The organism is Citrobacter sp. Cpo015, assembly GCF_030333035.1.
Taxonomy (GTDB): domain Bacteria; phylum Pseudomonadota; class Gammaproteobacteria; order Enterobacterales; family Enterobacteriaceae; genus Citrobacter; species Citrobacter portucalensis.
Genome location: NZ_JAOWGS010000019.1, coordinates 1,025,833 through 1,050,365, shown reverse-complemented (window position 1 = coordinate 1,050,365; position 24,533 = coordinate 1,025,833). Strand labels below are relative to the sequence as shown.

The window sequence follows — 24,533 nt, the reverse complement described above, 5'->3', positions numbered from 1 at the left end:
AACGGTTTTTCACTCTCATCTGAGTCGTTAAATTGTGCAGACCCAATACAGAACAATTTACTGAGGTCTGCTATGTCTAAGGTCGTAGTTTTTAATCAAATTGGTGGCGCTGAAGTCCTGAAGATTCAGGAGATGCAGGTTCCCGCGCCTGATGCAAATGAGGTTCAGATCCGCGTGCGGGCTATTGGTATCAACCGTGCGGAAGTTATGTACCGCACCGGACAGTATATTTACCAACCTAATTTCCCGGCGCGACTGGGTTATGAAGCTGCCGGAGTCATTGAATCAGTGGGAGACAATGTACGTGAGTTTGCACCTGGCGATTACGTTAGCGTCATCCCGGCATTCAGCTTTCATCAATATGGAATGTATGGTGAAGTCGTTAATGCCCCCGCTCACGCGGTCGTAAAGCATCCACAAAACCTGAGCTTTACCGAGGCTGCTGCCAGCTGGATGATGTATGTGACCGCTTTCGGTGCGCTGGTTGAATATGCGGATATTAAGCCCGGTGATAACGTGCTGATCAATGCTGCTTCCAGCAGCGTCGGACTGGCGGCAATTCAGATTGCTAACATGCGGGGAGCAAAACCGATTGCGATGACACGGACCAGTGAGAAACGTGATCAGTTGCTGCAACTGGGCGCGGCAGAGGTTATTGCAAGCCAGGAGCAGGATCTGGTGGCCGAGATTCAGCGGATTACTGAGGGTAAAGGAACACGCGTGGTGTTCGATCCGGTCGGTGGCCCAGCGGTGGCAAGAATTGCCCAAGTGATGCCAGCCGGTGGGCTCTTTTTCCAGTATGGTTCGCTTGATTCACGTGACCTTTCTATCCCGGTCATTGAGATACTCGGTCGTCATCTGACCTTCCGCGGCTATGAGATTTTCGAAATCACCACGGACGCAGAAAAACTTGCGCGGGCGAAACGGTTTATCTTTGAAGGATTGCAGTCTGGCCAGCTCAAGCCGCTGATTGATAAAACCTTTGCCTTTGATGATATCGTCGAAGCACATCAATACATGGAAGCCAACGGCCAGGTAGGCAAAATCGTCGTCACTCTGTAACCTCTGTGCGGCACAGCCTTGTGCCGCATTGTGTCTCAAAGCACTTTCGACAAAAACTGCTGAGTGCGCGTGTGGCTTGGATGATTCAGCACTTGCTCGCTGCTGCCCTGCTCGATGATTTTGCCATCGACCATAAACACCACCTGATCCGCCACTTCCCGGGCGAAGCCAATCTCATGCGTTACCACAACCAGCGTGGTTCCCGACTTCGCCAGCGCTTTAATGACATCCAGTACTTCACCGACCAGTTCAGGATCCAGTGCAGATGTAGGCTCATCAAACAGCATGACGCGCGGATTTAACGCCAGCGCACGGGCAATAGCGATACGCTGCTGCTGACCTCCGGATAAGTGACGCGACCAGGCATCGGCTTTATTCCGTAACCCTACTGCATCAAGCAGAGTTAATGCCCGCTCGGTGGCGGTTTTACGCGTTGCCAGTCCGTGCGCAATGGGCGCTTCAATCAGATTCTCCAGAACCGTTAAGTGCGGGAACAGATTAAAGTTCTGGAACACATAGCCGACGTTAACGCGCTGGCGCAAAATTTCCGCCTCTTTCAGCTCATACAGCTTGTCTCCCTGCCGACGATAGCCAATGTAATCGCCATCGATTTGAATAAACCCCTCATCGACGCGTTCCAGATGGTTGATGGCCCGCAGGAGTGTGGATTTCCCTGAACCGGACGGGCCAAGAATAACCGTTACCGTACCGGGAGGGATCTCCAGCGACACATTATCCAGCGCTTTGTGGCGACCAAAGTATTTGCTAACGCCGGTAATAGAAATATGGCCTTCAGGCGAGCGGGACATGGACGGCCTCCTGCTGTGGACGTTGACGACTGCGTTTTTCTGCACGCCTCACCCGGGTTGTGTTGATCGCTGAACGTCGTTCGCTGCGTGCCAACGCACGTTCAACCAGGTGCTGAATTAACGACAGGACGCTGGTGATCACCAGATACCATACCGCACCCACCATCAGCAGCGGGATCACTTCCTGCGTGCGGTTATATATCATCTGGATGGTGTAGAACAGCTCCGGCATTGCCAGCACATATACCATCGCCGTCCCTTTCGCCAGGCTGATGATTTCATTGAATCCAGCAGGCAAAATGGTGCGTAGCGCCTGCGGCAGAATAATCCGCAGCGTACGTCGCCCTGCCGGTAAGCCCAGTGCTGCCGCTGCCTCGTACTGACCGTGATCGACCCCTAAAAATCCACCCCGAATAATTTCAGCGGTATAGGCGCTTTGCACCAGCGTCAGGCCAACCACCGCAGTGGAAAACTGACCGAGTACATTGATGGTCTCAAAACTTCCCCACTGAATGGGAGTAAACGGAATACCAATCGTCAACGTGTCGTACAGATAGGAGAAGTTGTACAAAACGATCAGCACCACAATCAGCGGTAACGAACGAAACAGCCAGATGTATCCCCATGCCAGACCGTTCAACAGCCAGGAAGATGAAAGCCGCGCCAACGCCAGCAGACCGCCGATGACAATACTCAACAGCGTCCCGATCAGCGTCAGTAACAGCGTTTGCCCGAGGCCGGACAAGATAACCGGATCAAAGAACCAGCGGGCAAACACGCTCCATTCCCAGCGCGGATTAAACGCCACGGACTGGAGAATTACCGCAAGGGCAAATAAGGCAATGACCGCGCCTACGGTACGCATGGGATAACGTGCCGGTACGACTCTAATGCTATCTGTCGTTTTCATTTTCTCTCCTCAGGCGATTCTGGCCTGACCGGCAATAGTCAGCAGTTTGGTAAAGCGCAGCCGTCCATCAAACGGCGGCAGGCTGTACTCTTCGGGATCGCGCGTCGTATCAAATTGCGGATCGTAGCCCTGGCTTAAATAAAGTCTGACGGCCTCCGGCTGGCGAAATCCCGTGGTCAGATAAATCCGGCTGTAGCCTGCGAGCAGCGCTCTACGTTCCAGTTCCTGCACCACGCGCGCCGCCAGCCCCTGCTGACGCAGGCTGCTTTTTGTCCAGATACGCTTAATCTCGGCGGTGTCCTTGTCGTAAGGTTTGTAAGCCCCGGTGGCGATAATTTCGCCGCGGCGCTCCAGTACCACAAAAAGTCCCTGCGGCGCCAGATACCATTCGGTCAGTTCCAGTTCAGCGTCGCGAGAAAAGTAATCGCCATAGCGGGCGGCATATTCACCGAACAGACCGTTCAAAATGGGCTGCAGCTCGCTGGCTTCCGGTGAGAGCACGCGAAATTGATCGCTCACGATGACCTCCTTAGTCGCCTAAACCGGCCGGGTTGATTTCAGATTGTGGAATGCGTTCCACCCCTTCTCCCCAGCGATTCAGCACCTTGTCATAGTCGCCGTTGCCAATCACGCCGTTGAGGGCGGTTTGTACCGGCAGAACCAGACCGCTGTCTTTTTTCAGCGTCACAGCGATATGTGCCGCTTTTGGCCAACCGCCATCAACGCTACCCACTAATTGCGTTTTACCGTTGAGTGCAGCTTTCCACGCGCCGATTACATTAGGACCGAAGTAGGCATCGGCGCGGCCTGACTGTAGGGCCAGGGTTTGCGCGGCATCATCTTTGGTATATACCGGCGTAAACGGCTGTAACCCTTTCTTCACGTTCTCATCGTTCCAGGCCAACAGAATGGCTTCCTGGTTAGTCCCCGAACCGACGATAATGCGTAGTCCTGCGATATCTTCCGCCTGCTCGATTTTCTTCAGCTTGCTACCGGTTTTGACATAAAAGCCAAGAGAGTCCTTCCGATACGTCGCGAAATCGAATTTTTCTTTGCGTGCTTTGGTGACGGTAATATTGCTGATCGCGGCATCGTATTTGCCGGAAGTGACGCCCAGCGGCCAGTCTTCCCATGACGTAGGTACAACGTTGAGTTCCAGCCCCAAACTGTCAGCCACCAGACGCGCGATATCCGCCTCGCTGCCGATCAGCGTTTTATTGTCATCGGCAAATACGGTCAGCGGCGGCTGGCTGAGCCCGGCAATCGCCACGGTGAATTTACCCGGTACGGCCAGGTGCAGGTTTGCGGGCAACTGCGCAATCGCCTGCGGATTCTTTGCTGTATTGATCGGCGCTTTATTGGCTTCCAGGCTTACGCCGGTGCCGTTAATCGTCACCTCATTTGCCCAAACGGTCGCGCTGAAAGCCAGTGACAGCGCGAGAAATACTGATTTTTTCTGCATAGCATTTTTCTCTTATTGTGTGAATTGATTTGCAGGTATCGCTAATCCCAGGCTTGCGCGCAGGGTCGTACCGGGATATTCATGGCGGAACAGGCCGCGCGCCTGAAGCACAGGGACAACCTGTTCGACAAAACGCGGGAAGGTATCCGGCGTGCCACCCTGGATGATAAAACCGTCTGCGGCTTTTTCGTCGAACCACTGCTGCAGGCCGTCGGCAACCTGTTGTGGCGTGCCGCTGAAACGCGGACGTGGACTGGCCGCTTCCAGAGCAACCTGACGAAGTGTTAAACCACGCTCACGTGCGTTGCGTTTGATCTCATCAGTCGTACTGCGAAAGCTGTTTTGTCCGAGAGAGCCCAGATCCGGGAACGGTGCGTCCAGCGGATATTGGGCAAAATCATGATGTTCAAAGTAGCGGCCAAGATAGTTCAGCGCGTCAGTAACGGAGACCAGCGCCGCGGTAGTCTGATACTGCTGCTCAACGTCTTCTGCGCTGTCGCCAACAATAACGCTGACGCCCTGGAATATATGCAGTTGTTCGGGATGTCGTCCGGCGACTTCCAGCTGGCTTTTTACATCCTGATAGAAAGCTTTAGCCTCTGCCAGCGACTCCTGATGGGTAAAAATGGCATCAGCATGCTGCGCCGCTAATTTTTTACCATCTGCTGAAGCGCCCGCCTGAAATATAATCGGACGACCTTGTGGTGTACGCCCAATATTTAAGGGCCCGGCAACCTGGAAATAATCTCCATGATGATTAAGCGTATGCAGTTTTTGCGGATTAAAAAATTCCCCACTTGTTTTATTACGGATAAAAGCATCATCTTCCCAGGAATCCCACAGCCCTTTCACTACCTGTAAATATTCATCGGCAATACGATAACGCTGGGCATGCTCTGGATGCTGAGCGCGAGAATAGTTTTTTGCCGATCCTTCCAGAGGCGACGTCACCACGTTCCAACCCGCGCGCCCCTTGCTGAGATGGTCCAGGCTAGCGAACTGCCGTGCGGTCGTAAACGGCTCGCTGTATGATGTGGACACCGTGCCAACCAGCCCCAGATTCGTGGTGATACTGGCCAAAGCGGATAATACTGTCAGCGGCTCAAAACGATTTAAAAAGTGTGGGATTGATTTTTCATTAATATACAGACCATCGGCGACAAAAATAAAATCCAGCTTCCCTTTTTCCGCAATAAGCGCCGTCTCTTTGACAAAATCAAAATTAATACTGGCATCAGCCTGAGCCGCCGGATGGCGCCATGCGGACATATTTCCCGATGCGCCATGTAGAATAGTGCCGAGCCGTAGTTGCCGATTTTCAGCCATAATAACCCCTACCCAACAGGTAAACTTAAAGGTGTGCGAATGCCGTTTTTGCTAACTGCGCAAAGTAGTGCGCGGCAGGTTCAATTAAACGCTCGTCCGGATTAAATCCCGGGTGATGTAATCCGTATTCACTGGCGCTGCCAATACTGACAAATGCGCCAGGTGTATTTTGCAGGTAGACGGCAAAATCCTCCCCGCCCATATGCAGGTCGGCATGGTGGGTGGTATAGCCTGACTGTTTCGCCACCGCGGTGGCAATATCGGCCCAACGATCATCATTTACCAATGCGGTTGGTCCCGCATGCCAGATTACGTCGATTTGTGCGCCAAAGGCGTGGGCAAATCCGGCGGCGATGTCATTAACGCGGGCCTTAACCTGCTGCTGTACCTGGGTTCGGTGCGTTCTGAGTGTCCCTTCCAGCTCAACGGACTCCGGCAGTACGTTCCATGTGTTTCCTCCCTGAATACGGGTCACGCTGAGCACCACCGAATCCAGCGTGTTTATGTCGCGGCTGGCAACGCTTTGCAGCACCGTTACCAACTGGCTGGCGAGCAGGATGGCATCTTTACCTTCATGCGGACGCGCCGCATGTGCGCCCTTGCCATTAATGCGCAGTACGAAGCGGTCGACATTGGCATAAAATGCGCCGCCGCGTGTGGCAAATTCGCCCACTGGCAAACCGGGCTCATTGTGCATACCGAAAATAGCCGCTACGTTTTGCAGCGCACCGGCGCGGATCAACGTTTTTGCGCCGCCGAAACTCTCTTCAGCTGGCTGAAACAAAATACGTACTCGTCCCGGTAAGGTTATTTCCTGCTGTTTTAGCAGCAGTGCTGCACCAAGCATGACGCTGGTATGGACGTCATGCCCGCAGGCATGCATCACGCCCGGCGTGAGTGAGCGAAACGGAACGTCGGCGCTTTCTTCTATCGGTAGCGCGTCGATATCCGCCCGCAGCGCGATGACATCTTCACCCTGACCAATTTCAGCGACCAGACCGGTTTTCAGCTCGAACGGCAGAATGTCGACGTCCGCAGCGTGCAACCAAGCGTGAATGCGCGCCGTGGTTGCTTCCTCCTGCAGGGAAAGCTCCGGATGCTGATGTAGTTCACGACGCCAGTCGATAAGCGTTGAGCCGAGAGTCATCAGAGCACCTCCACGGCGTTATGGGCTTGCGCCAACAAACGCAGCGATGTCAGACGCGCATGCCCTTGCGCCACTGGCGTGTCGATAATGAACTCGTCAATGCCAAATTGCGTATGCAGAGCATTCAGCTTTGCCATCACCTCCTGAGCGGTGCCGTGTAGCAACGCCTGCTCACGACGCGCGATTTTGCGTGGTGGGCTGCCAGACTGAGCGGCAAACGCCAGCGCCTGTTCTTCGCTGGCTACCGTGACACGTTGACCATCTTCCAGCTCCACGCCCCAGATTTGTACGTTTTCCGCCAGTTGCGCAGCGGTGTCGTAACTGTCAGCCACAATCACCTGGACGGCGACTATCGTCGGGCGTGCACTGTGGGTCTGCCAGAAGGACAAAACGTCATGCAATAACGCTTTGTCACCATTGAGGTGCGCTGCGAAGATGAAATTCCAGTCGGATTGCGCTGCTAACTGCGCGCTTTGCACACTGGCTCCCAGTACAAACTTTTCCGGTGGTATCGGTGGAATTGGCGTCGGGAATACCGTTTCCCCGCTTTCCGTTCCGCTCAGCACCAGCCAGTCGTTAAGCTGGGAAAGCTGGTCAGCAAAACTGCCTTTTTCATCCTGATGTAGTCCCTGCTGTAACGCCTGGGTCGAAAGCGGTAAGCCGCCAGGGGCTTTCCCTACGCCGAGATCGACACGTCCAGGGGCCAGCGATGCCAGAAGATTGAAGTTTTCCGCCACTTTGTACGGGCTGTAATGTTGCAGCATTACGCCGCCGGAACCTACGCGGATACGCTGGGTTTGCCCGAGGATCCAGGCGATCACCAGCTCCGGCGATGGGCTGGCCAGCTGTGCCGTATTATGGTGTTCCGCGATCCAGAAACGATGGTACCCCCACTCTTCTGCCAGTTGCGCCAGGCGCAACGTCCGGGAAAGCGCGGTCGCGGCAGTTTCACCTTCATCGATGGGGCTTTTATCCAGAATACTCAGGCGATATGACATGTTACGAGCCTATGTTTGTTAACATGTCTTTATTATTAATTTATCAAATAGCCATACTGAAACATTTAATTCACATTTACTCAGCTAAAAAGTAGATAACAGCCCCTGTCGCTGCCAGGGTTAAAATTTGGATCGCCCAGTACTGGTTGTAACGCTAAACAGAAAAACACCCGCAATTAATAGCCTACAAAATATAATAGGGTCGTTGGCATCACGGTAATAGCATCAAAATCATTTCATGCCAGTTTTCTTTTTACGAAAAGGTTTTTTAACGCGATTTACGTTAAGTCAGTTTAAACGACTTGTCACGTTATGCGCTTGTATTAATTGTTTCACTTTTATGACACAGGATGAATGATTTACATAGGAGTTTTTATTTTAACTACTTCCACAGAATTGATGATTAGTAGAGAATGCAACGTTCTTATTAAAACGGTTTAAAACAGATTTTAATATCCCCCGATTTTATTGCGGGGATTTTTGTATGGATTATACATAGCACCATGGGACCTCTATGAAAAGTAACATGCCCGTTACACAAATTGAGCACGCACTTAACGATAAAGCGACGCTGCTTTCTACGACGGATAAAGAAAGTCATATTACCTACGCCAACTCCGCGTTTATTGATGCCAGCGGATTTAACGAACACCAGTTAATGGGCGAACCACATAATATTATTCGCCATCCCGATATGCCTCCCGCGGCGTTCGCCGATATGTGGTACACGCTACAGCAGGGAGACAGCTGGACGGGGATGGTGAAAAACCGTCGACAGAATGGCGACCATTACTGGGTTCGCGCCAACGTTACGCCAGTCTGGCACAATGAAAAACTCACCGGCTACATCTCGGTGCGTACCGTTCCTTCGCGCGATGAAATAACTCAAAGCGAAAGCTTATATCAAAAAATTAATAATCAGCAGCTTAAAGGGTTTCGTCTTTTTAAAGGCATTATCATACGTCGCGGAATATTGTCATGGGCATCAATGTTTAAATGGCTGAGTATTAGCCAGCGCGTCAATTATTCTTTAGGGGTAATCGCCCTGCTCGCTGTGCTATTTCTCTTCGCTCCTGTTAATCCATTTATTCAGGCGGGAGGGTTATTGTTCTTATTTCTGATGCTTGCTATTTACCTTAAGTATCAAATTTGTCAGCCAGTTAATACGCTACTGACGCAAATGAAGAAAGTGGTATCCGGGAGAAAACCTGATAACTGTCATTTAAATCGGGTGGATGAGATCGGAATGCTGATGCGTCTGGTTAATCAGTCCGGGCTTAATCTGAGTTCCCTGGTCGATGATGTCAGTACGCAAATATCCGGTATTCGCGCCATCAGTCAACGGGTATCAAAAGAAGGTACGGCGCTGCACAAGCGTTCAGAAGAAACCTCCGCCGACCTGCAACAAACCGCTGCCGCCATTGAAGAAATTGGTAGCGCGGTACAGCAAACTGCTGAGACTGCGGTTCATACTATGACCATGGCCGATAAAACCAGCGCCAATGCGGCAGAAGGCGGCGATATTATGAAACAAACTATCGCCATGATGCAGGCGATATCGCGTGACAACGGGCAGATAGTCGACATCATCGGCGTTATCGACAGTATTGCTTTCCAGACTAATATTCTGGCGCTCAATGCCGCGGTTGAAGCCGCGCGGGCCGGGGAGTCCGGGCGTGGTTTTGCCGTTGTGGCGGCAGAGGTCCGTAATCTGGCGCAGCATTCGGCGTCTGCAGCAAAAGAGATCAAACAGCTGATTGAGAAGAATGTCGCTAACGTTAACAGCGGTGTCAAAATGGTGGAGCAAACGGAAACGCATCTCACAGGGATGATTGGCGATGTCCTGCAGATGTCGATGATGATCAAAGATATTAGTCTGGCGACGCGTGAGCAAACCCAGGCGCTGGATCTGATTAACGATTCGATTTCACGCGTTGGCACCATGACACACAATAACGCCGAGATGGTGGAGCGTGTCACCGATGCTACCGCCGATCTGACTCAACGTTCATCGCGCTTACAGCAGGCCGTTCAGGTCTTTGGCGTATCAGCATAACCTTACGGCGCTTATCGGGTGAATGTCTCGATAAGCGCACACCTCTCCACGTATTTACGCCCTTCTCTTTTATTGGCTGAATCGAGGCCACACCGCGCCAGTACTGGCTGTACAAAAATGCTGAATTCTTGTTATCGGGGCTTTGCGGAACCGAACAATTGAATGTAGGATGCTCGGCCGGCAGTTTTCCCCCGTAACACAATGAAGGGTAAGGCTGTTTTCGCCGCAGCAGGTGCGGCAAAAAGGATTTTGTATTTTTGTCAGGTCAACAGGAAAAGTAATGAACACAAACAACACGCAAGCCGCGGAACAACATGCGGCGAAACGACGCTGGTTGAATGCCCACGAAGAGGGGTATCACAAAGCGATGGGTAATCGACAGGTACAAATGATCGCCATTGGCGGCGCAATCGGTACCGGGTTGTTTTTAGGGGCTGGCGCACGCTTGCAAATGGCGGGTCCTGCTTTGGCGCTGGTTTATCTGGTGTGCGGTATTTTTTCGTTCTTTATACTGCGTGCGCTTGGTGAACTGGTTTTACATCGCCCTTCCAGCGGCAGCTTTGTCTCCTATGCTCGCGAATTTTTAGGTGAGAAAGCTGCCTATGTGGCTGGCTGGATGTACTTCATCAACTGGGCGATGACCGGCATTGTCGATATCACCGCGGTGGCGTTGTATATGCATTACTGGGGCGCATTTGGTGATGTACCGCAGTGGGTGTTCGCCCTCGGCGCGCTGGCCATTGTCGGCACCATGAACATGATCGGCGTGAAGTGGTTCGCGGAGATGGAGTTTTGGTTTGCGCTGGTCAAAGTGCTGGCGATTGTGATTTTCCTGGTGGTGGGTACCGTCTTTTTAGGCACTGGAAAGCCGCTGGATGGTAACGCCACCGGTTTTCACCTAATCACCGACAACGGTGGGTTCTTCCCACATGGTCTGCTTCCAGCGCTGGTACTGGTTCAGGGGGTAGTTTTTGCGTTTGCCTCCATTGAACTGGTGGGCACCGCTGCTGGAGAATGCAAAGATCCGCAAACCATGGTGCCAAAAGCGATCAATAGCGTTATCTGGCGTATTGGTCTGTTCTATGTGGGTTCTGTCGTGCTGCTGGTTCTGTTACTACCGTGGAATGCCTATCAGGCGGGGCAAAGCCCGTTTGTTACCTTCTTCTCCAAACTGGGCGTGCCGTATATCGGCAGTATCATGAATATTGTGGTGCTCACCGCGGCGCTTTCCAGCCTTAACTCTGGGCTGTACTGCACCGGGCGTATTTTACGTTCCATGTCGATGGGCGGATCGGCGCCTAAATTCATGGCTAAAATGAGCCGTCAACAAGTACCCTGGGCTGGGATCCTCGCCACGTTGGTCGTCTATGTCGTCGGGGTATTTCTGAACTATCTGGTACCGTCGCAGGTGTTTGAGATCGTGTTGAACTTCGCGTCGTTGGGCATTATTGCGTCGTGGGGCTTTATCATGGTCTGTCAGATGCGTCTGCGTCGGGCCATAAAAGAAGGTAAAACGGCAGACGTCAGCTTTAAACTGCCGGGCGCTCCGTTTACCTCGTGGCTAACCCTACTGTTCCTGCTGAGCGTGCTGGTGCTGATGGCGTTTGACTATCCAAATGGCACCTACACCATCGCGTCATTACCGTTGATTGCCATCCTGCTGGTTGCAGGCTGGTTCGGCGTACGTAAACGCGTCGCGGAAATCCACCGCACCGCGCCGTAATGGCTGAAGGCCTGACTGGTTAACCCTTCAGGCCTTCATTTTTAGTTCGCTTCAATCAACTGCGCTACATCGTTGCTGTTAATTTCCCGCGCATTTCCATCCTGATCGGTATAGCTGGTCATTCCCGTATCTTTGTCCAGTTTTGGCTTACCCTGGGTGGTGATGGTTTGTCCGCTTTTGGTCGTCATGACGTAATCGGTGGTACATCCTGCAAGGGTAAAGAGCATTACGCCTGCACAAAGACAGATAAATGGCTTTTTCATGGTATTCCCGTGTTATTCAGTTAGCCGTTGAGGGCGTAGTGTAAGTCCCTGAAGTGGCTCGGGCTACTGGCGGGGTGTAACGAGGCGTATCGTGGGGTTTAGAGAAATGACAGGAGGGGTTTCCCCCTCCGGATGTTTTATAGCGCAATACGAATAACATCGTCCGGCTGAGTGGCTTCCTGCTCGCGGGTAGATTTCTGTTTCACGCTGACGTACAGGGTTTTACCATCGGCGGAGAGCGCCAGGCTATTCGGGAACGTTGGGGTCTCGAATGTTTTGACGACTTTATAGCTTTTCGCGTCGATCACACTCACTTTACCGGCCTGGCGATGAGTCACGTAGGCTTCATTACGCGTTGGGTTGAACAACACGGCCAGGGATTCCGGCGCGGCGACTTTTGCCAGTACATTGCCATTACGGGTATCGATTACCAGCACTTCCGCCGCTTTAGAGTCGGTGACAAATGCGCGGTTGCCCGCTGTGTCCAGGCTCAGGTTGATAAAGAAATGCTCTTTCCCGTCATCCAGCAGTTTTTTGCGGCTGAGAATTTTGTTAGTGGCGGTGTCAATGGTAATGAATTCACCGTCGGCATTGGCGGTGTACAGGCGTTTAGCCTTGCTGTCGACAGCCAGAGCGGTGCTCATTTTGCCGGTATTCTGGATGGTGTCCTTCAGCTTGATTGTCTCACCGTCCACCACCCAAATCACGCTCTCTTTACCAATACCGCTAATGTATACCGTGTTGGTGGCATCATCGGCGACCAGCTCACGCGGCTGCAGCGGGCGAACGTCTTCAGAACGCTTACGCGCATCCAGCACCAGACGTCCTTTCACCGCACCGGTTTTGGCATCCATCGCCGTAACCGCGCTGTTTACCGTGTTGCCGAACCACAGCGTTTGCGTGGCGTTGTTGATGGTGGCACCAAATGGTTTGAGATCGTTATGAATCACCTGGGTCACTTCGAGGGTGACCGGGTCAAGACGATAAACCACCCCGCCGGTATCCAGTTTGCGGCTCTGTGAGGTCGCCAGCCACAGCGCGTTCTCTTGCTGGCTGTACGCCATTTCATAGGCGCCTTTGCCGACGGCTTTGCGCAGCAGTTCTTCTGCAGCCTGCGTAGTAAAAGATGATGCAACGAGCAGTGAACCTAACAGTAAAGAACCACGCAGACGCGGCGAAAACAGATGACGTAAAGACATGACGACTCCCTTTGATAAATTCGTTTGTTACTGCTTCACATAGCTTCAATGAGCAAAATCATGGTTTTGCCTTTTTAAGAATGAGAATAGTAATCATTATTTATCTCAATGTGGAGTGTTTATTCGCTTTCGGGTAGTAACCTTCTTATTTTCTCCATGAATACCAGTTAACGACATTGGCATTTTACCAGGCCTACATTTTGTACGAAGCAGGCCTGGTTACAGGCATTCACCGTCTTCCACCTTTACGCATCAATCCTCAGCAAGACGAATCACTACCTTGCCGAAGTTTTTGCCGGTCAGCAGACCGATAAAGGTTTGTGGCGCATTTTCCAGACCGTCGGTCACCTGCTCGCGGTAGTGGATTTTGCCCTCTTTAACCCAGCGCCCCATCTCCCGCTGAAACTCATGAATACGGTGTCCATAATCCTGACCAATGATAAAACCCTGCATGCGGATACGCTTTTTCAGCAGCGTTGCCATTAACAGCGGTAATCTGTCAGGTCCGGCCGGAAGCGACGTTGCGTTATAACCGCTGACCAGGCCACAAAGCGGGATCCGCGCTGAGGTGTTGAGTAACGGCAAGACAGCATCAAATACTTTTCCTCCGACGTTTTCGTAATAAATATCAATACCCTGCGGACAGGCTTTTGCCAGTTGTTGCGCAAAATCTTGTGCGTGGTGATCGAGACAAGCATCAAAACCCAATACCTCGGTGGCATGTCGGCATTTCTCTGCCCCACCCGACACACCGATCACCCGACAACCCTTAAGCTTACCGATCTGCCCGACCGTTGCGCCAACCGGCCCGGTTGCGGCAGCTACCACCAGCGTTTCCCCCGCTTTTGGCTGACCAATATCCAGCAGGCCCATATAAGCGGTAAACCCCGGCATACCCATAACACCTAGCGCCCAGGAGGGATGCTCGGGATGATCGCCAAGCTTCACCAGCCCGTTTCCGTCGGAGATGTCATAGTCCTGCCAACCGCTGTAGCTCAATACCCATTCGCCTGGCTGGTAGTCCGGATGGTGGGATGACACCACGCGACTTACGGTCCCCCCCACCATAACACCACCAACCTCTACTGGTGGTGAGTAAGATGGCTCATCGCTCATGCGGCCACGCATGTAGGGATCTAGGGAAAGATAAACGGTGCGCAGCAAAATCTGGCCTTCACCTGGCGTTGCCACCTCATCTTCTTCAAGACGGAAGTTCTCTGGGACCGGCGCGCCATGCGGGCGGGAAGCCAGTACCCAGCGACGGTTACGATTAGTCTGTTGACCCATGATGTGCTCCTCTGCTTTTGGCATGAATCCATCAATAGTAGCAGCCCGTTCCTGCTATTTAGCTGACGACGTGGTTTAACCGCACAACCAGGTAAACGCAGGGTTGCGCGGTTTCATTGATAAACCGACAGTCATTCGGCGGGCCAAGTTCCAGGCAATCACCTGCCTGCATTTCATGGCGTACGTCCCCTTCGACAAAGACTAATTCTCCCTGCTGTAACCAGATAAGTTGTCTGGCCTGCACATAGGAAGAGGCTGGCATCGGGATATCACTTCCGGCAGGTAATTCGATCTGCACCAGATCGATAGGCAGATCGCTGCGCGGTGAAACATGGCGGCGCAGATAGTGGCTTTGTGGATCGTGCCAAACAGGCTGATCGACGAAGCGCAATAGCTTGCCCTCCTGCATTTCAGCCCGCGCAATCAGGGTAGACATGCTGATGCCAAACGCGCCGGAAAGCCTGCCCAGCAGCATAGCCGTTGGACTACTCTCGCCGCGCTCTATTTTATGGATCATGGCCCGCGACACACCCGCGCGCTCGGCAAGTTCCGTGAGTGACCAACCGCGAGATTCCCGCTCAATGCGAATTCTTGCACTGATCCGTTGATTTATGCTGTCTTCAATAGTATTCATATTGTAATACTATAGTGAACAACCCCTGAGGTTCAACATGTCAATTCGATTTGCCAGCAAAGAAGACTGCGCCGCCATTGCAGAAATCTACAACCATGCGGTACTGCATACGGCGGCTATCTGGAACGATCAAACGGTCGATGCCGAAAACCGTATTTCCTGGTATGAAGCCCGCCAATTGATGGGGTATCCGGTGCTGGTGAGTGAACAGAATGGCGTGGTTACGGGATACGCCTCCTTTGGCGACTGGCGTAACTTTGATGGCTTCCGTCATACCGTTGAACATTCGGTGTATGTTCATCCTGAACATCAGGGAAAAGGGCTAGGACGGGCACTGCTCAGCAGACTGATAGACGAAGCCCGCGCATGCGGCAAGCATGTGATGGTGGCAGGTATTGAGTCTCAGAATCAGGCATCACTGCATCTGCACAGCTTGCTGGGTTTTAAAACCACCGCGCAAATGCCGCAGGTTGGAACCAAATTTGGCCGTTGGCTGGATCTGACCTTCATGCAGTTACAGCTAGACGATCGCCGCGATCCGGATGCCCGTAGATGAACCAGACGCTGACCCTCTCCTTTCTGATTGCCGCAGGTATTGGTCTGGTGGTGCAAAATACCTTGATGGTACGCATCACCCAGACATCCTCGACGATCCTCATCGCCATGTTGCTTAACTCGCTGGTCGGGATCGTGCTGTTTGTCAGCATACTGTGGTTTAAACAAGGAGCTGCGGGATTTGGAGAACTGGTATCCAGCGTGCGCTGGTGGACACTCATCCCCGGATTGCTGGGATCGTTCTTTGTTTTTGCCAGTATCAGTGGGTACCAAAATGTGGGGGCCGCTACCACTATCGCGGTGCTGGTGGCTAGCCAGTTAATCGGCGGGCTGGTGCTGGATATTCTACGTAGTCACGGCGTGCCGCTGCGGGCGCTGGTAGGCCCGGTCTGTGGCGCGGTGCTGTTGGTCATCGGGGCGTGGCTGGTGGCGAGACGTTCATTTTAATTGCCTGATGGCGCTTCGCTTATCCGACCTACAGAGCGTGCCTGTAGGTCGGATAAGTGAAATATCAGAGGATTGTGCCGCCTTTGGTCAATTGTTCGCGACGGGCTTCCATATCTTCTTTATGCTGACGGCCATGATGTGCGATAGCCGTACGCAAACGCTGTTGCTGGGTATAGCGATCTTCCCGGCTCAACGCGACATCATCGCTGAGCTCAATCAGCAATTCATTCATATGCGTAATGACGCTCTCTTCAATGGCGGCATCAACACGTGCGCTGACCTCATCCAGATGCGACATAACCTCTCCTTAACTCATTAATTTAATTTTGCTTTTGAAAAATCACTGCCCATCAGGCTGACGCTGTATCCGCTGACGTTGCTGCGCGTAGCGTAGAACGTTTTACCGTTTGCCAGGGCTATCCACGGAGCCTGCTGGTAGAAAATCTCTTGCGATTGCTGGTAAAGCGCGGCGCGCTCTTCCGGTTTACTCACCAGCTTCGCCTTTTGAACCAGCGAATTATACTCTTTATCGCACCAGCGCGCGGCGTTAGATCCGGTTTTTATGCTGTCGCAGCCCAGCAGCACATCGGCGAAATTATCCGGATCGCCGTTGTCTGACATCCAGCCAAACAACGCGGTGTCATGCTCACCTTTACGCATTCCGGAGAGATATTCCCCCCACTCGTACGACACAATTTTCGCCTTCACGCCCACCTTTGCCCAGTCGCTCTGGATCATCTCAGCAATCCGTCGGGAGTTCGGGTTGTAAGGGCGCTGAACCGGCATTGACCACAGCGTCGCTTCAAAGCCGTTTTCCAGCCCCGCCTGCTTCAGCAGATCTTTTGCCTTTTGCGGGTCGTAAGCGTAATCCTGCAGATCTTTATTGAAGCCCATCATATTCGGCGGGATCGGTGATTTTGCCACCGTACCGGAACCTAAAAAGACGGCGTTAATAATGGCCTTTTTATCGGTCGCGTAGTTTAGCGCCTGACGCACCAGTACGTTATCAAACGGTTTTTTCTCGGTATTAAACGCCAGATACCCGACGTTTAGCGCTTCAACCGAATGCAGCGTCAAATCTTTATTCTTTTTAATCTCGTCAAACTGTACGGGGGCTGGCGCCGGGATTATCTGGCACTCATTGGTTTGCAGTTTTGCCAGTCGCGTCTGGACGTTTGGCGTGATTGAGAAGATCAGGTGCTTCGTTGGAACGGCGCCATCCCAGTAGTTAGGGTTGGCAAGATAGCGGATTTGCGAGTCCTGCTTGTACTGTTGCAACACGTAAGGCCCGGTGCCAATCGGCCAGTTATCGACGTTTTCCGGGGTGCCTTTTTTCAGCATCGCGTCGGCATATTCCGCAGAAAGGATGGAGGCAAAATCCATACCCCAGTCGGCAAGAAACGCGGCATTAGGTTCATTGAGGACAAACTGAACGTGATAATCATCGACCTTCTTCACTTCTTTAATCAGTTTATCCAGACCAACATCGTTAAAGTATTCGTAGCTTCCCTGAGAAACCTTGTGATACGGATGATCGGCATCTTTCTGCCGTAATACCGAGAAAATCACGTCATCTGCGTTGAAGTCGCGGGTCGGTTTAAAGAATTTATTACTGTTGAATTTCACGCCCTGACGCAGGGTAAACGTGTAAGTCTTACCATCCGGGGAAATCGTCCAGTCCGTTGCCAGAGACGGTATCGGGGTATTCTTTACTGGATCAAAGTTGATGAGTCGGTTGTAGAGCACCTGTGAACTGGCCACAAATGAAGGACCTGAACTGGCGATTTGCGGGTTAAATGACTCCGGAGATGCTTCAGAGCAATAGATGATGGTGTCAGTATTGGCCGCGAACGCAGCGCCTGACGGTAAGACGGCGCTGAGAGCCAGCGCGAGTAACGTTTTCCTTGCAATCATAGTTATAAGCCTTCTTATTTTATTATTAACAGGGATATCAGAGCATAGCTGACAAAAACTGACCAATAACAAATCACTATCAGGTTATTCTAATCCGGTGTATTTCGCTGAATAATTCATCACTCCAAGCGAATTAATTTCCCTTAAGTCTTTTTCAAAACGTCAAGATTTTTCCCGGCACTCTATGCCATGAAAATTAGCCCCTTTTTGCCTCTCTTTCGCCGTTTGCTCGTTTTTATAAAACGTAAAGTAGATACGTGAAGAAGTCTAAGGGGTAACAACGTGGCAAAAACTCTCTTGCGCAGCGGCAATTTGGATGACTATCAGGCCGTGGGCGGCGGTGGTCAGGCCGTGTTTGATTCAGCATTGCAAATTCGTGAAACGCTTCGTCTGCGTAAACAGCAGGCGATGGTGGATTGTCTGGCGATCCCACAAATTAACGACAACGGCGATCGGGTTGACTGGTATTCCCCGATAGAAGGGAAGGCCGTGGCGTGGAAAGCCGCTGATGAAGAAGCACGTTTTCGTGCGCTGCGCTATCTGGGGAGCACGCTGGAAAATGCGGCGACCCTGAGCCGTAAAAGCCTGCAATCGGGGAAAACTTCCCTACAGCTGTTTGGCTCACTGCTCGAAAAAGCCATCCAATTTCCCGGTGAAAATCACGTGTTTCTGGTTGATGGCAAACCCGTTATTACGTTCTGGGGCTTCGTCAATCTGAATGAAAATCCCCGCGACGATGTGCTCGACTGCCTGCGCATTGCCGATGTTCCTCCTGTGGTTACCGTAGCAGAGCCAGAACAGGAAGAAGAAATCGCACCGGAAATTACCTTTGCCGAGGCCGATGTCCCCTTACTGACGCCGGTCGTTGATCTGCCAAAACCGGTTGAACCTGAACCTCACCCCCCGGTTATTGTTAGCGAACCTGAAGTCACTGCCCCGCCGGTACATGAAAAGCCCATACGCCGCCTGCCGCTGTGGAGCCTCCCCGTTGCCGCAGTGATTATTGCAGCCATCGTTGGGCCGCTGCTGTGGAAGCAACAGACCACCCAGCCCTTACCCGCAGTAGCCGCTATTGAAGTCGCTAAGGTTGATATGGCACCGCTACCAGCACTGACATCTGCACTGCCCCTGCATCGTGCTGAAGTGACTCCCGCTGCGAAGAAAGAGAAACCTGTCGAAGGACCGGTGGTGATCGCCGCGATTCCAAAAGATGCGCTGGTGATGGATGCCAACCAGATGAAGGCAGGAACGACGCGTTTTCTCAACGGTAACTGGCGCGTCATGGTCGATGTTAAAGATCCGGTGAGCGGCAAAGCGCCGTCGCTGCGCTATCAGATCCAGGCCAATAAAGGCACTGCGCGCGTGGTTCATGGTGACAACATTGTTTGTCGTGCCGAGATTTTCTCTGGTTTGCACCAGTCGGGTGAATTAATGATTAAGAGTCGCGGCAATGCCCGTTGTACCGACGGTTCACGTTATCCGATGCCTGAAATTACCTGCAAAGCGGGAACCAATGACGTCGCCGCCTGTACCGCGCGTTATGACGATCACGCGGAAATCCCTCTGACGATCAAAAAGATAGGTGCCTGATTTTATGTTGGTGAATCTGTGTGATTACAAACAGAGCGTGACGCTCATCGCCAATAGCGGTGTGCAATTTCTGGATTTCGGCCTCACGCCGCAGGAATCTGCGCACCATGGACGCTTTGTGCGCAAAACGGCAAACGGTCCGCTACTGAGACTAGACTTCGATCTGACGTCAGGACGCTATACCCTACCGGGCAGCACCGGCGCGCAACCCGAAGTGGTGAAGCCGGAAAGTACTCAGACGCTGCACTATTCGCTGGACGTGCTCGACGGCGTCTGGCTGCCACTGCCGTTTTTGCGCTTTAACCCGCCGCGTACGTTTGTTGAAGGTCCGGATAACTGGGCACGCGTGCAGGTGCGAAAGCTGCCGCAGCCGGACAGCGCGGGCAACACCCACCGTGTTACCGTAGCGCTGGACAGCCAGCTTACTGAAAATGCCCCTGCGGCGTTAACCCCCAACGAAAATGATCTGCTTAACGGTACACGGTTTGCGCTGGCCTGGCATGACAACGAAATTGCTGATTTCCTTGACCAGACCTGGATTGACGGCTGGTTGCGCGAATCTTTTATGCACCATGTCACCCAACATGAGAACCGCTCAGAACAAGAGATCCAGCAGGCGCTGCGTAACTTTGAATACCAGGCGCACTGGCTGAATGTGCTGACCCTGTTAGGTGAGCAGCTTTCCGTCCCGGAAGTGAAACTGGTTACGCACACCCTTAGCGCACCCGCCATTCCCGTCGATCTTATTTTGGATATCGGTAATACCCATACCTGTGGTGTCCTGATTGAAGATCACGGGGATGCCAATGACGGGCTGCGTCAGACCGCTGAATTGCAGGTCCGTTCGTTAAGCGAGCCGCAGTTCCTCAACGATCCGCTATTCACCAGTCGGCTGGAGTTTTCCGAAGCACGCTTTGGTAAGCAGCACTTTTCCGTTGAGAGCGGACGTGATGACGCCTTTATCTGGCCGTCGATTGTGCGTGTGGGTGATGAAGCCCGTAAGCTGGCGATGCAGCGTATGGGCACCGAGGGCAACAGTGGGATCTCAAGCCCGCGCCGCTATCTGTGGGATGAAACGCCGGTGCTGCATGACTGGCGCTTTAGCCAGATGAATGGCAAAACCCAGCGCGAACCGCTGGCTACCGCCTTCCCGCTGATGAACCTGATGAACGATGACGGGCAACCGCTGTTCAGCCTGCCGCAGGACGATCGTCTGCCAGTGTTCTCACCACAATACAGCCGCAGCACGCTGATGACACATATGCTGTGCGAAATACTGGCCCAGGCGCTGGGGCAAATTAACAGCGTAGCGACGCGTTTGCGCCTCGGATTCCCGGCGTCTCCTCGTCAGTTGCGGACGCTGATCCTGACCCTACCGTCGGCGATGCCCAAACAGGAGCGCGAGATTTTCCGCCTGCGCATGTTTGAAGCTATTGCCCTGGTCTGGAAAGCGATGGGCTGGCACCCGCAGGATGAAGACTTCACCACCCGTAAGCAGCAGGAAAAAAGTGTGGTTCCCGTACCTGAAATTCAGATGGAATGGGATGAAGCCAGCTGCGGGCAACTGGTGTGGCTGTATAACGAAGCTATCTCACACTACGATGGCCACACCGAATCGTTCTTTAACGCCCTTGCCCGCCCGGACCGTTTGCCGGAGCCTGGTGAGACTAAAGGTCGAGCACTGCGCGTGGCATCGATCGATATTGGCGGCGGGACAACGGATATGGCTGTCGTTCATTACCAGCTTGATGACGGCGTTGGCGCGAATGTCAAAATTACCCCGCATCTGCTGTTCCGTGAAGGTTTTAAAGTTGCGGGCGATGACATGCTGCTGGACGTGATTCAGCGCTGCGTGTTGCCTGCACTGCAAACCCGCTTACAACAGGCTGGCGTGACCGACGCCGCCGCATTGCTGGCCACGCTATTTGGCGATTCTGGTCGCATTGACACCCAGGCGATTTTGCGTCAACAAACGGCGTTGCAGCTCTTTATGCCGCTTGGTCATGCGGTCCTCTCTGCCTGGGAACAAAGCGATATTAACGATCCGGTCGCCGGACTACATGCCACCTTTGGGGAACTCCTGAGTCAACAACCCACGCGCAACGTGATGAACTACATCCAACAGGCTATCGATCATGCGTTGCCAGCAGGGTCGCCAGCGTTTGATGTTCTGAGCGTGCCGTTACAGGTACAGTTCAGGCAGTTACAAGAAGCACTATTGGCGGGGCAATTTACCCTGACTTCCCCACTGCACGCGGTTTGTGAGGCCATTTCACATTATCGCTGCGATATCTTATTAGTGACCGGCAGGCCCGCCTGTTTACCGGGTGTACAGGCGTTGATCCGCCATCTGCAACCTGTTCCGGTTAACCGTATGATCTGGATGGATAACTACCGCGTGCATGAGTGGTATCCGTTCAGCCAACAGGGGCGGATTGGTAACCCTAAATCCACCGCTGCTGTAGGCGCTATGCTGTGCAGCCTGGCGCTGGATTTGCGTTTGCCACGTTTTAACTTTAAAGCTGCCGATATCGGCGCTTACTCGACCGTACGCTTTCTCGGTGTGCTGGATAATACGGTCAATACCCTGCGCGATGAGAACATCTGGTATCACGATATTGATCTGGATAAACCTGGGGCGAAGCTGGATACCCGGTTGCATTTCCCGTTACGTGGCAACGTGACGTTAGGATTTCGGCAACTGGCAAACAGCCGCTGGCCTGCCACGCCGCTGTATACGCTCAGCATAAACTCTGCCGAACTGGCAAAAACTATCGCCGGAGATGGCGTGTTGAATGTTCGGCTGCAGCTACGCGGCGGCAGCAAAGAAAGTGGCCCGGAATTCTTCATCCTAAGTGATGCCTGGTTACAGGATGGCACCCCCGTTGCCGCCAATGCCTTAACGTTAAAACTGAATACGCTGGCAGACCGTCGCCATAGCGGAAGCCATTACTGGATTGATAGCGGGAGCGTGTACCTGAAATGAGTAAGATGTTAAATACCGCGCAGGCCGCCATCGAGTGGGTGGTAGATACCCGTCAACGTGCGGCGCGTCTTGATGATGAAGCGGATGCCCTGCTGGCACAGCTTACGCTAGCCGCAGTGAGTGAATCTGCGTTGAAGGAGACCTTTTCATCGCAAGGATGTATAGGGTTATACGGACACTCACAATCGGCAAAAGCACATCTGCTGGCGGCATTGTGCTGCAATGCCACTGGCAAAGTGAATATTGTTACCCCGGATCGCAGCTTTGATTATTTCTCGCATATTAATCCGGGCCATGCACCAACCAATATGGCGATCCGCTTTACGCGCGATGAAAATCCGCATGATAGCGAATGGCCGTTGCGTCTGCGATTACTCAGTGAAGCCGAACTGGTACAGCTATTTATCGCCCAGTTCAGCGCGCTCCCGGGCAACCGACAGGTCGAGAAATCGATTATTGAGGCGCGCCTGGAAAAATGGCAAACGCTGCGTCAGCGTCACCCGGTGCCGGGCATTACCGCACATGATGTTGCGGCAATTGGTCGTTTCTGGCGCTCCTGCGTACCGGCAAACCAGCAGCAAATTGACGATGCACTATGGTATCAGTTTGCCACGTTGCTGCCCGCACTGGACCTGACTACCCGGGCAAACGCCTGGGCGTTACTGTGGGGAGAACAACCAGAACTGACGCAGCAGTGGCTGGCGCTGGCGCACACGTTGCAACAAACCGGACACGCGCAAGAATTAGCGGCCCCGCTGAGCCTGCTGGTTGATCATTTTGGTTTACCTGCCGAAAGTTTCCTGACCCAGGTGGCATTGACCAGCAATAATGAGGCGCAAAGCGATGTGGTGGTTCATCCGATTGAAAATCATCAGTTGCTCAATGCGGTCAGTCTTTCTTTGTCGTCACTGGCGCTGCTCACGCGCGAGCTGGTCCTGACGGTTGAAGACTCGGTGCTGGAGAATGTCGATCTGCTCGATATTCCCCTCGCCCCGGATGCTCATCCTCATCCACTGTGGCAGGCAAAATTAGGCTGGATGCTGGAACATTATCGCCAGCACCTGCAACCGGATGTGCTCTTAATCTGCAACGCGGTCTCTGCCCGCGCCCAGACGCCCGCCATCACCCGCAAGCTGTTGGGCTGGGTCAACGATACCCAACCTGTTCATGATGCCGCATTACCGGGCGTGGTTTGGGCCATTACCCCGCAGGATGCGCGTTTTAGTACCCAGCAAAACCTTGATGAATCCGTGCAGCAATTAATGGGCAAGCCCGGGCTGCATTGGGGCACGTTGCAGGCGCTGGATAAACATAGCTTACAACGTCTTGTCGAATGGCTGACTCAGGCAACCTCACCACAGCAGCGCCAGGCCAGGTTGACTTCTCTACGCGAGCAGCATCAACAGCGCATCCGCGAAACTCTGATAAGCTGGATTAATCCCGCTCAAGCTGAATCGGATAGCCACGAGTCGGTGATCCGCCAGTTACAGGCGCAAGCGGCAAAACATGGCGAACTGCTGGATGGTTTGCTCCCGCCGATGCGCATTTTTGAGTCGCTGCTGCGTATTCAGCAACCTCGCGAGGAGCAGGTAAGCGGTTTATTTAATGAAGAGATTGACCTGTTTGCCGAGGTGCGTGACACACTACACTCGCCGGAAAGTCAGGAGACCGGATATCAGGCACACAAAATGTGGATTAACCACGTGCGCCAGTGGTGTCGCGATGAAAATAATGCCCGTCGTTTACGACTCGATCCCCGTACGTTAAGGCAGGTTGCCGACATTCTCGTCACCACCAGCTATCGCCTGGAGATGCCACAACGCTTACAGCGCATTATGCAGCGCGAAAATGTCTGTGCCGCGCAGTTACACGCCGATATTGGTGATTTTATTACCTGGCTTGGATTTGCCGACGTTGCTGAGGAACAGCGCCCTGCCAGCAGGATCCAAAAAGGATCGGCTATTTTTAGCGCGCCGAAGCAATCGCCGATGTTACGCCTGACGAAGCTGGATGAACAACCCTCGCATGGTGCAAGCCGTTACGTTTACGACTGGCTGGTTGCCTTGTACACCCGTGCGAATGAGAATGCGGAATATCAGCACCCACAGGATGTCTCTGAAACCGACAAAAAACGATTAGATGCCCTGCTTTTCTCCTGAAACGGC

At 52.9% G+C, this 24,533-nt stretch carries 21 protein-coding genes; 8 read left to right on the top strand and 13 right to left on the bottom strand.

The window, feature by feature from the left end; all coding sequences use genetic code 11:
- The first annotated feature begins 72 nt into the window (after positions 1–72).
- On the top strand, positions 73–1,062 hold the full coding sequence (locus OGY67_RS05125) for a zinc-dependent alcohol dehydrogenase family protein (protein ID WP_071445645.1): 990 nt from the start codon (positions 73–75) through the stop codon (positions 1,060–1,062).
- Positions 1,063–1,097: 35 nt separating this feature from the next.
- Here OGY67_RS05125 and OGY67_RS05120 read toward each other — a convergent pair whose 3' ends face one another.
- From OGY67_RS05120 to OGY67_RS05095, 7 genes are read right to left on the bottom strand one after another with little or no spacing between them, the layout of a single operon-like run.
- On the bottom strand, positions 1,098–1,871 hold the full coding sequence (locus OGY67_RS05120; protein ID WP_279850606.1) for an amino acid ABC transporter ATP-binding protein: 774 nt from the start codon (positions 1,869–1,871) through the stop codon (positions 1,098–1,100).
- Positions 1,855–2,781, bottom strand: coding sequence for an amino acid ABC transporter permease (locus OGY67_RS05115; protein ID WP_048214165.1), 927 nt, complete (start codon positions 2,779–2,781; stop codon positions 1,855–1,857). The genes OGY67_RS05120 and OGY67_RS05115 overlap by 17 nt, the downstream gene beginning before the upstream one ends.
- A gap of 9 nt (positions 2,782–2,790) precedes the next feature.
- Positions 2,791–3,300: a GNAT family N-acetyltransferase gene (locus tag OGY67_RS05110; RefSeq protein WP_286573636.1), complete on the bottom strand. Its 510-nt coding sequence runs from the start codon at positions 3,298–3,300 to the stop codon at positions 2,791–2,793.
- Between the two features lie 10 nt (positions 3,301–3,310).
- Positions 3,311–4,243: an ABC transporter substrate-binding protein gene (locus OGY67_RS23770; protein ID WP_032943502.1), complete on the bottom strand. Its 933-nt coding sequence runs from the start codon at positions 4,241–4,243 to the stop codon at positions 3,311–3,313.
- 12 nt (positions 4,244–4,255) lie between these two features.
- Complete coding sequence (locus OGY67_RS23765; protein ID WP_502872176.1) at positions 4,256–5,569, bottom strand: LLM class flavin-dependent oxidoreductase; 1,314 nt, start codon at positions 5,567–5,569, stop codon at positions 4,256–4,258.
- A gap of 25 nt (positions 5,570–5,594) precedes the next feature.
- Positions 5,595–6,716 (bottom strand): amidohydrolase, encoded by a 1,122-nt coding sequence (locus OGY67_RS05100; RefSeq protein ID WP_008784823.1) that lies wholly within the window; start codon positions 6,714–6,716, stop codon positions 5,595–5,597.
- Positions 6,716–7,714, bottom strand: coding sequence for an MsnO8 family LLM class oxidoreductase (locus tag OGY67_RS05095; RefSeq protein ID WP_286573634.1), 999 nt, complete (start codon positions 7,712–7,714; stop codon positions 6,716–6,718). Before OGY67_RS05095 ends, OGY67_RS05100 begins: the two co-directional genes overlap by 1 nt.
- A gap of 514 nt (positions 7,715–8,228) precedes the next feature.
- Between OGY67_RS05095 and OGY67_RS05090 the strand changes: the two genes are divergently transcribed.
- A complete protein-coding gene (locus tag OGY67_RS05090) occupies positions 8,229–9,770 on the top strand; it encodes a methyl-accepting chemotaxis protein (protein ID WP_286573631.1) in 1,542 nt (513 codons plus the stop codon).
- A gap of 280 nt (positions 9,771–10,050) precedes the next feature.
- Positions 10,051–11,493 (top strand): L-asparagine permease, encoded by a 1,443-nt coding sequence (gene ansP, locus OGY67_RS05085; protein WP_003833088.1) that lies wholly within the window; start codon positions 10,051–10,053, stop codon positions 11,491–11,493.
- 41 nt (positions 11,494–11,534) lie between these two features.
- Here ansP and OGY67_RS05080 read toward each other — a convergent pair whose 3' ends face one another.
- The 4 genes from OGY67_RS05080 to OGY67_RS05065 all read right to left on the bottom strand — a co-directional run bounded on the left by OGY67_RS05080 (position 11,535) and on the right by OGY67_RS05065 (position 14,876).
- Positions 11,535–11,756: a YgdI/YgdR family lipoprotein gene (locus OGY67_RS05080; protein ID WP_003020157.1), complete on the bottom strand. Its 222-nt coding sequence runs from the start codon at positions 11,754–11,756 to the stop codon at positions 11,535–11,537.
- A 137-nt stretch (positions 11,757–11,893) separates the two neighbouring features.
- A complete protein-coding gene (gene yncE / locus OGY67_RS05075) occupies positions 11,894–12,955 on the bottom strand; it encodes a 7-bladed beta-propeller protein YncE (RefSeq protein WP_003833093.1) in 1,062 nt (353 codons plus the stop codon).
- Between the two features lie 252 nt (positions 12,956–13,207).
- Positions 13,208–14,242, bottom strand: coding sequence for an NADPH-dependent curcumin/dihydrocurcumin reductase (gene curA / locus OGY67_RS05070; RefSeq protein WP_286573629.1), 1,035 nt, complete (start codon positions 14,240–14,242; stop codon positions 13,208–13,210).
- Positions 14,243–14,300: 58 nt separating this feature from the next.
- Positions 14,301–14,876 (bottom strand): helix-turn-helix domain-containing protein, encoded by a 576-nt coding sequence (locus OGY67_RS05065; RefSeq protein WP_191215778.1) that lies wholly within the window; start codon positions 14,874–14,876, stop codon positions 14,301–14,303.
- Positions 14,877–14,913: 37 nt separating this feature from the next.
- On the opposite strand from OGY67_RS05065, the gene OGY67_RS05060 reads away from it, so the two are divergent.
- Together OGY67_RS05060 and OGY67_RS05055 are read left to right on the top strand one after the other, a co-directional pair.
- Complete coding sequence (locus OGY67_RS05060; protein ID WP_286573627.1) at positions 14,914–15,432, top strand: GNAT family N-acetyltransferase; 519 nt, start codon at positions 14,914–14,916, stop codon at positions 15,430–15,432.
- On the top strand, positions 15,429–15,878 hold the full coding sequence (locus tag OGY67_RS05055; RefSeq protein ID WP_048227592.1) for a DMT family transporter: 450 nt from the start codon (positions 15,429–15,431) through the stop codon (positions 15,876–15,878). The genes OGY67_RS05060 and OGY67_RS05055 overlap by 4 nt, the downstream gene beginning before the upstream one ends.
- A gap of 64 nt (positions 15,879–15,942) precedes the next feature.
- On the opposite strand, the gene OGY67_RS05050 is transcribed toward OGY67_RS05055, so the two are convergent.
- The gene (locus tag OGY67_RS05050; RefSeq protein ID WP_003020183.1) at positions 15,943–16,176 is read right to left on the bottom strand and encodes a YdcY family protein; all 234 of its coding nucleotides are present in this window, start codon (positions 16,174–16,176) and stop codon (positions 15,943–15,945) included.
- Positions 16,177–16,193: 17 nt separating this feature from the next.
- The gene (locus tag OGY67_RS05045; RefSeq protein ID WP_048227591.1) at positions 16,194–17,792 is read right to left on the bottom strand and encodes an ABC transporter substrate-binding protein; all 1,599 of its coding nucleotides are present in this window, start codon (positions 17,790–17,792) and stop codon (positions 16,194–16,196) included.
- A gap of 282 nt (positions 17,793–18,074) precedes the next feature.
- On the opposite strand from OGY67_RS05045, the gene OGY67_RS05040 reads away from it, so the two are divergent.
- The 3 genes from OGY67_RS05040 to OGY67_RS05030 are packed head-to-tail and all read left to right on the top strand — an operon-like array spanning position 18,075 to position 24,527.
- Positions 18,075–19,382, top strand: coding sequence for an SrfA family protein (locus tag OGY67_RS05040; protein WP_286573625.1), 1,308 nt, complete (start codon positions 18,075–18,077; stop codon positions 19,380–19,382).
- 4 nt (positions 19,383–19,386) lie between these two features.
- Positions 19,387–22,368, top strand: a complete 2,982-nt coding sequence (locus OGY67_RS05035) for a virulence factor SrfB (RefSeq protein WP_286573623.1) — start codon at positions 19,387–19,389, stop codon at positions 22,366–22,368.
- Positions 22,365–24,527 (top strand): virulence factor SrfC family protein, encoded by a 2,163-nt coding sequence (locus tag OGY67_RS05030; RefSeq protein ID WP_286573621.1) that lies wholly within the window; start codon positions 22,365–22,367, stop codon positions 24,525–24,527. The genes OGY67_RS05035 and OGY67_RS05030 overlap by 4 nt, the downstream gene beginning before the upstream one ends.
- The last annotated feature ends 6 nt before the right edge of the window (positions 24,528–24,533 follow it).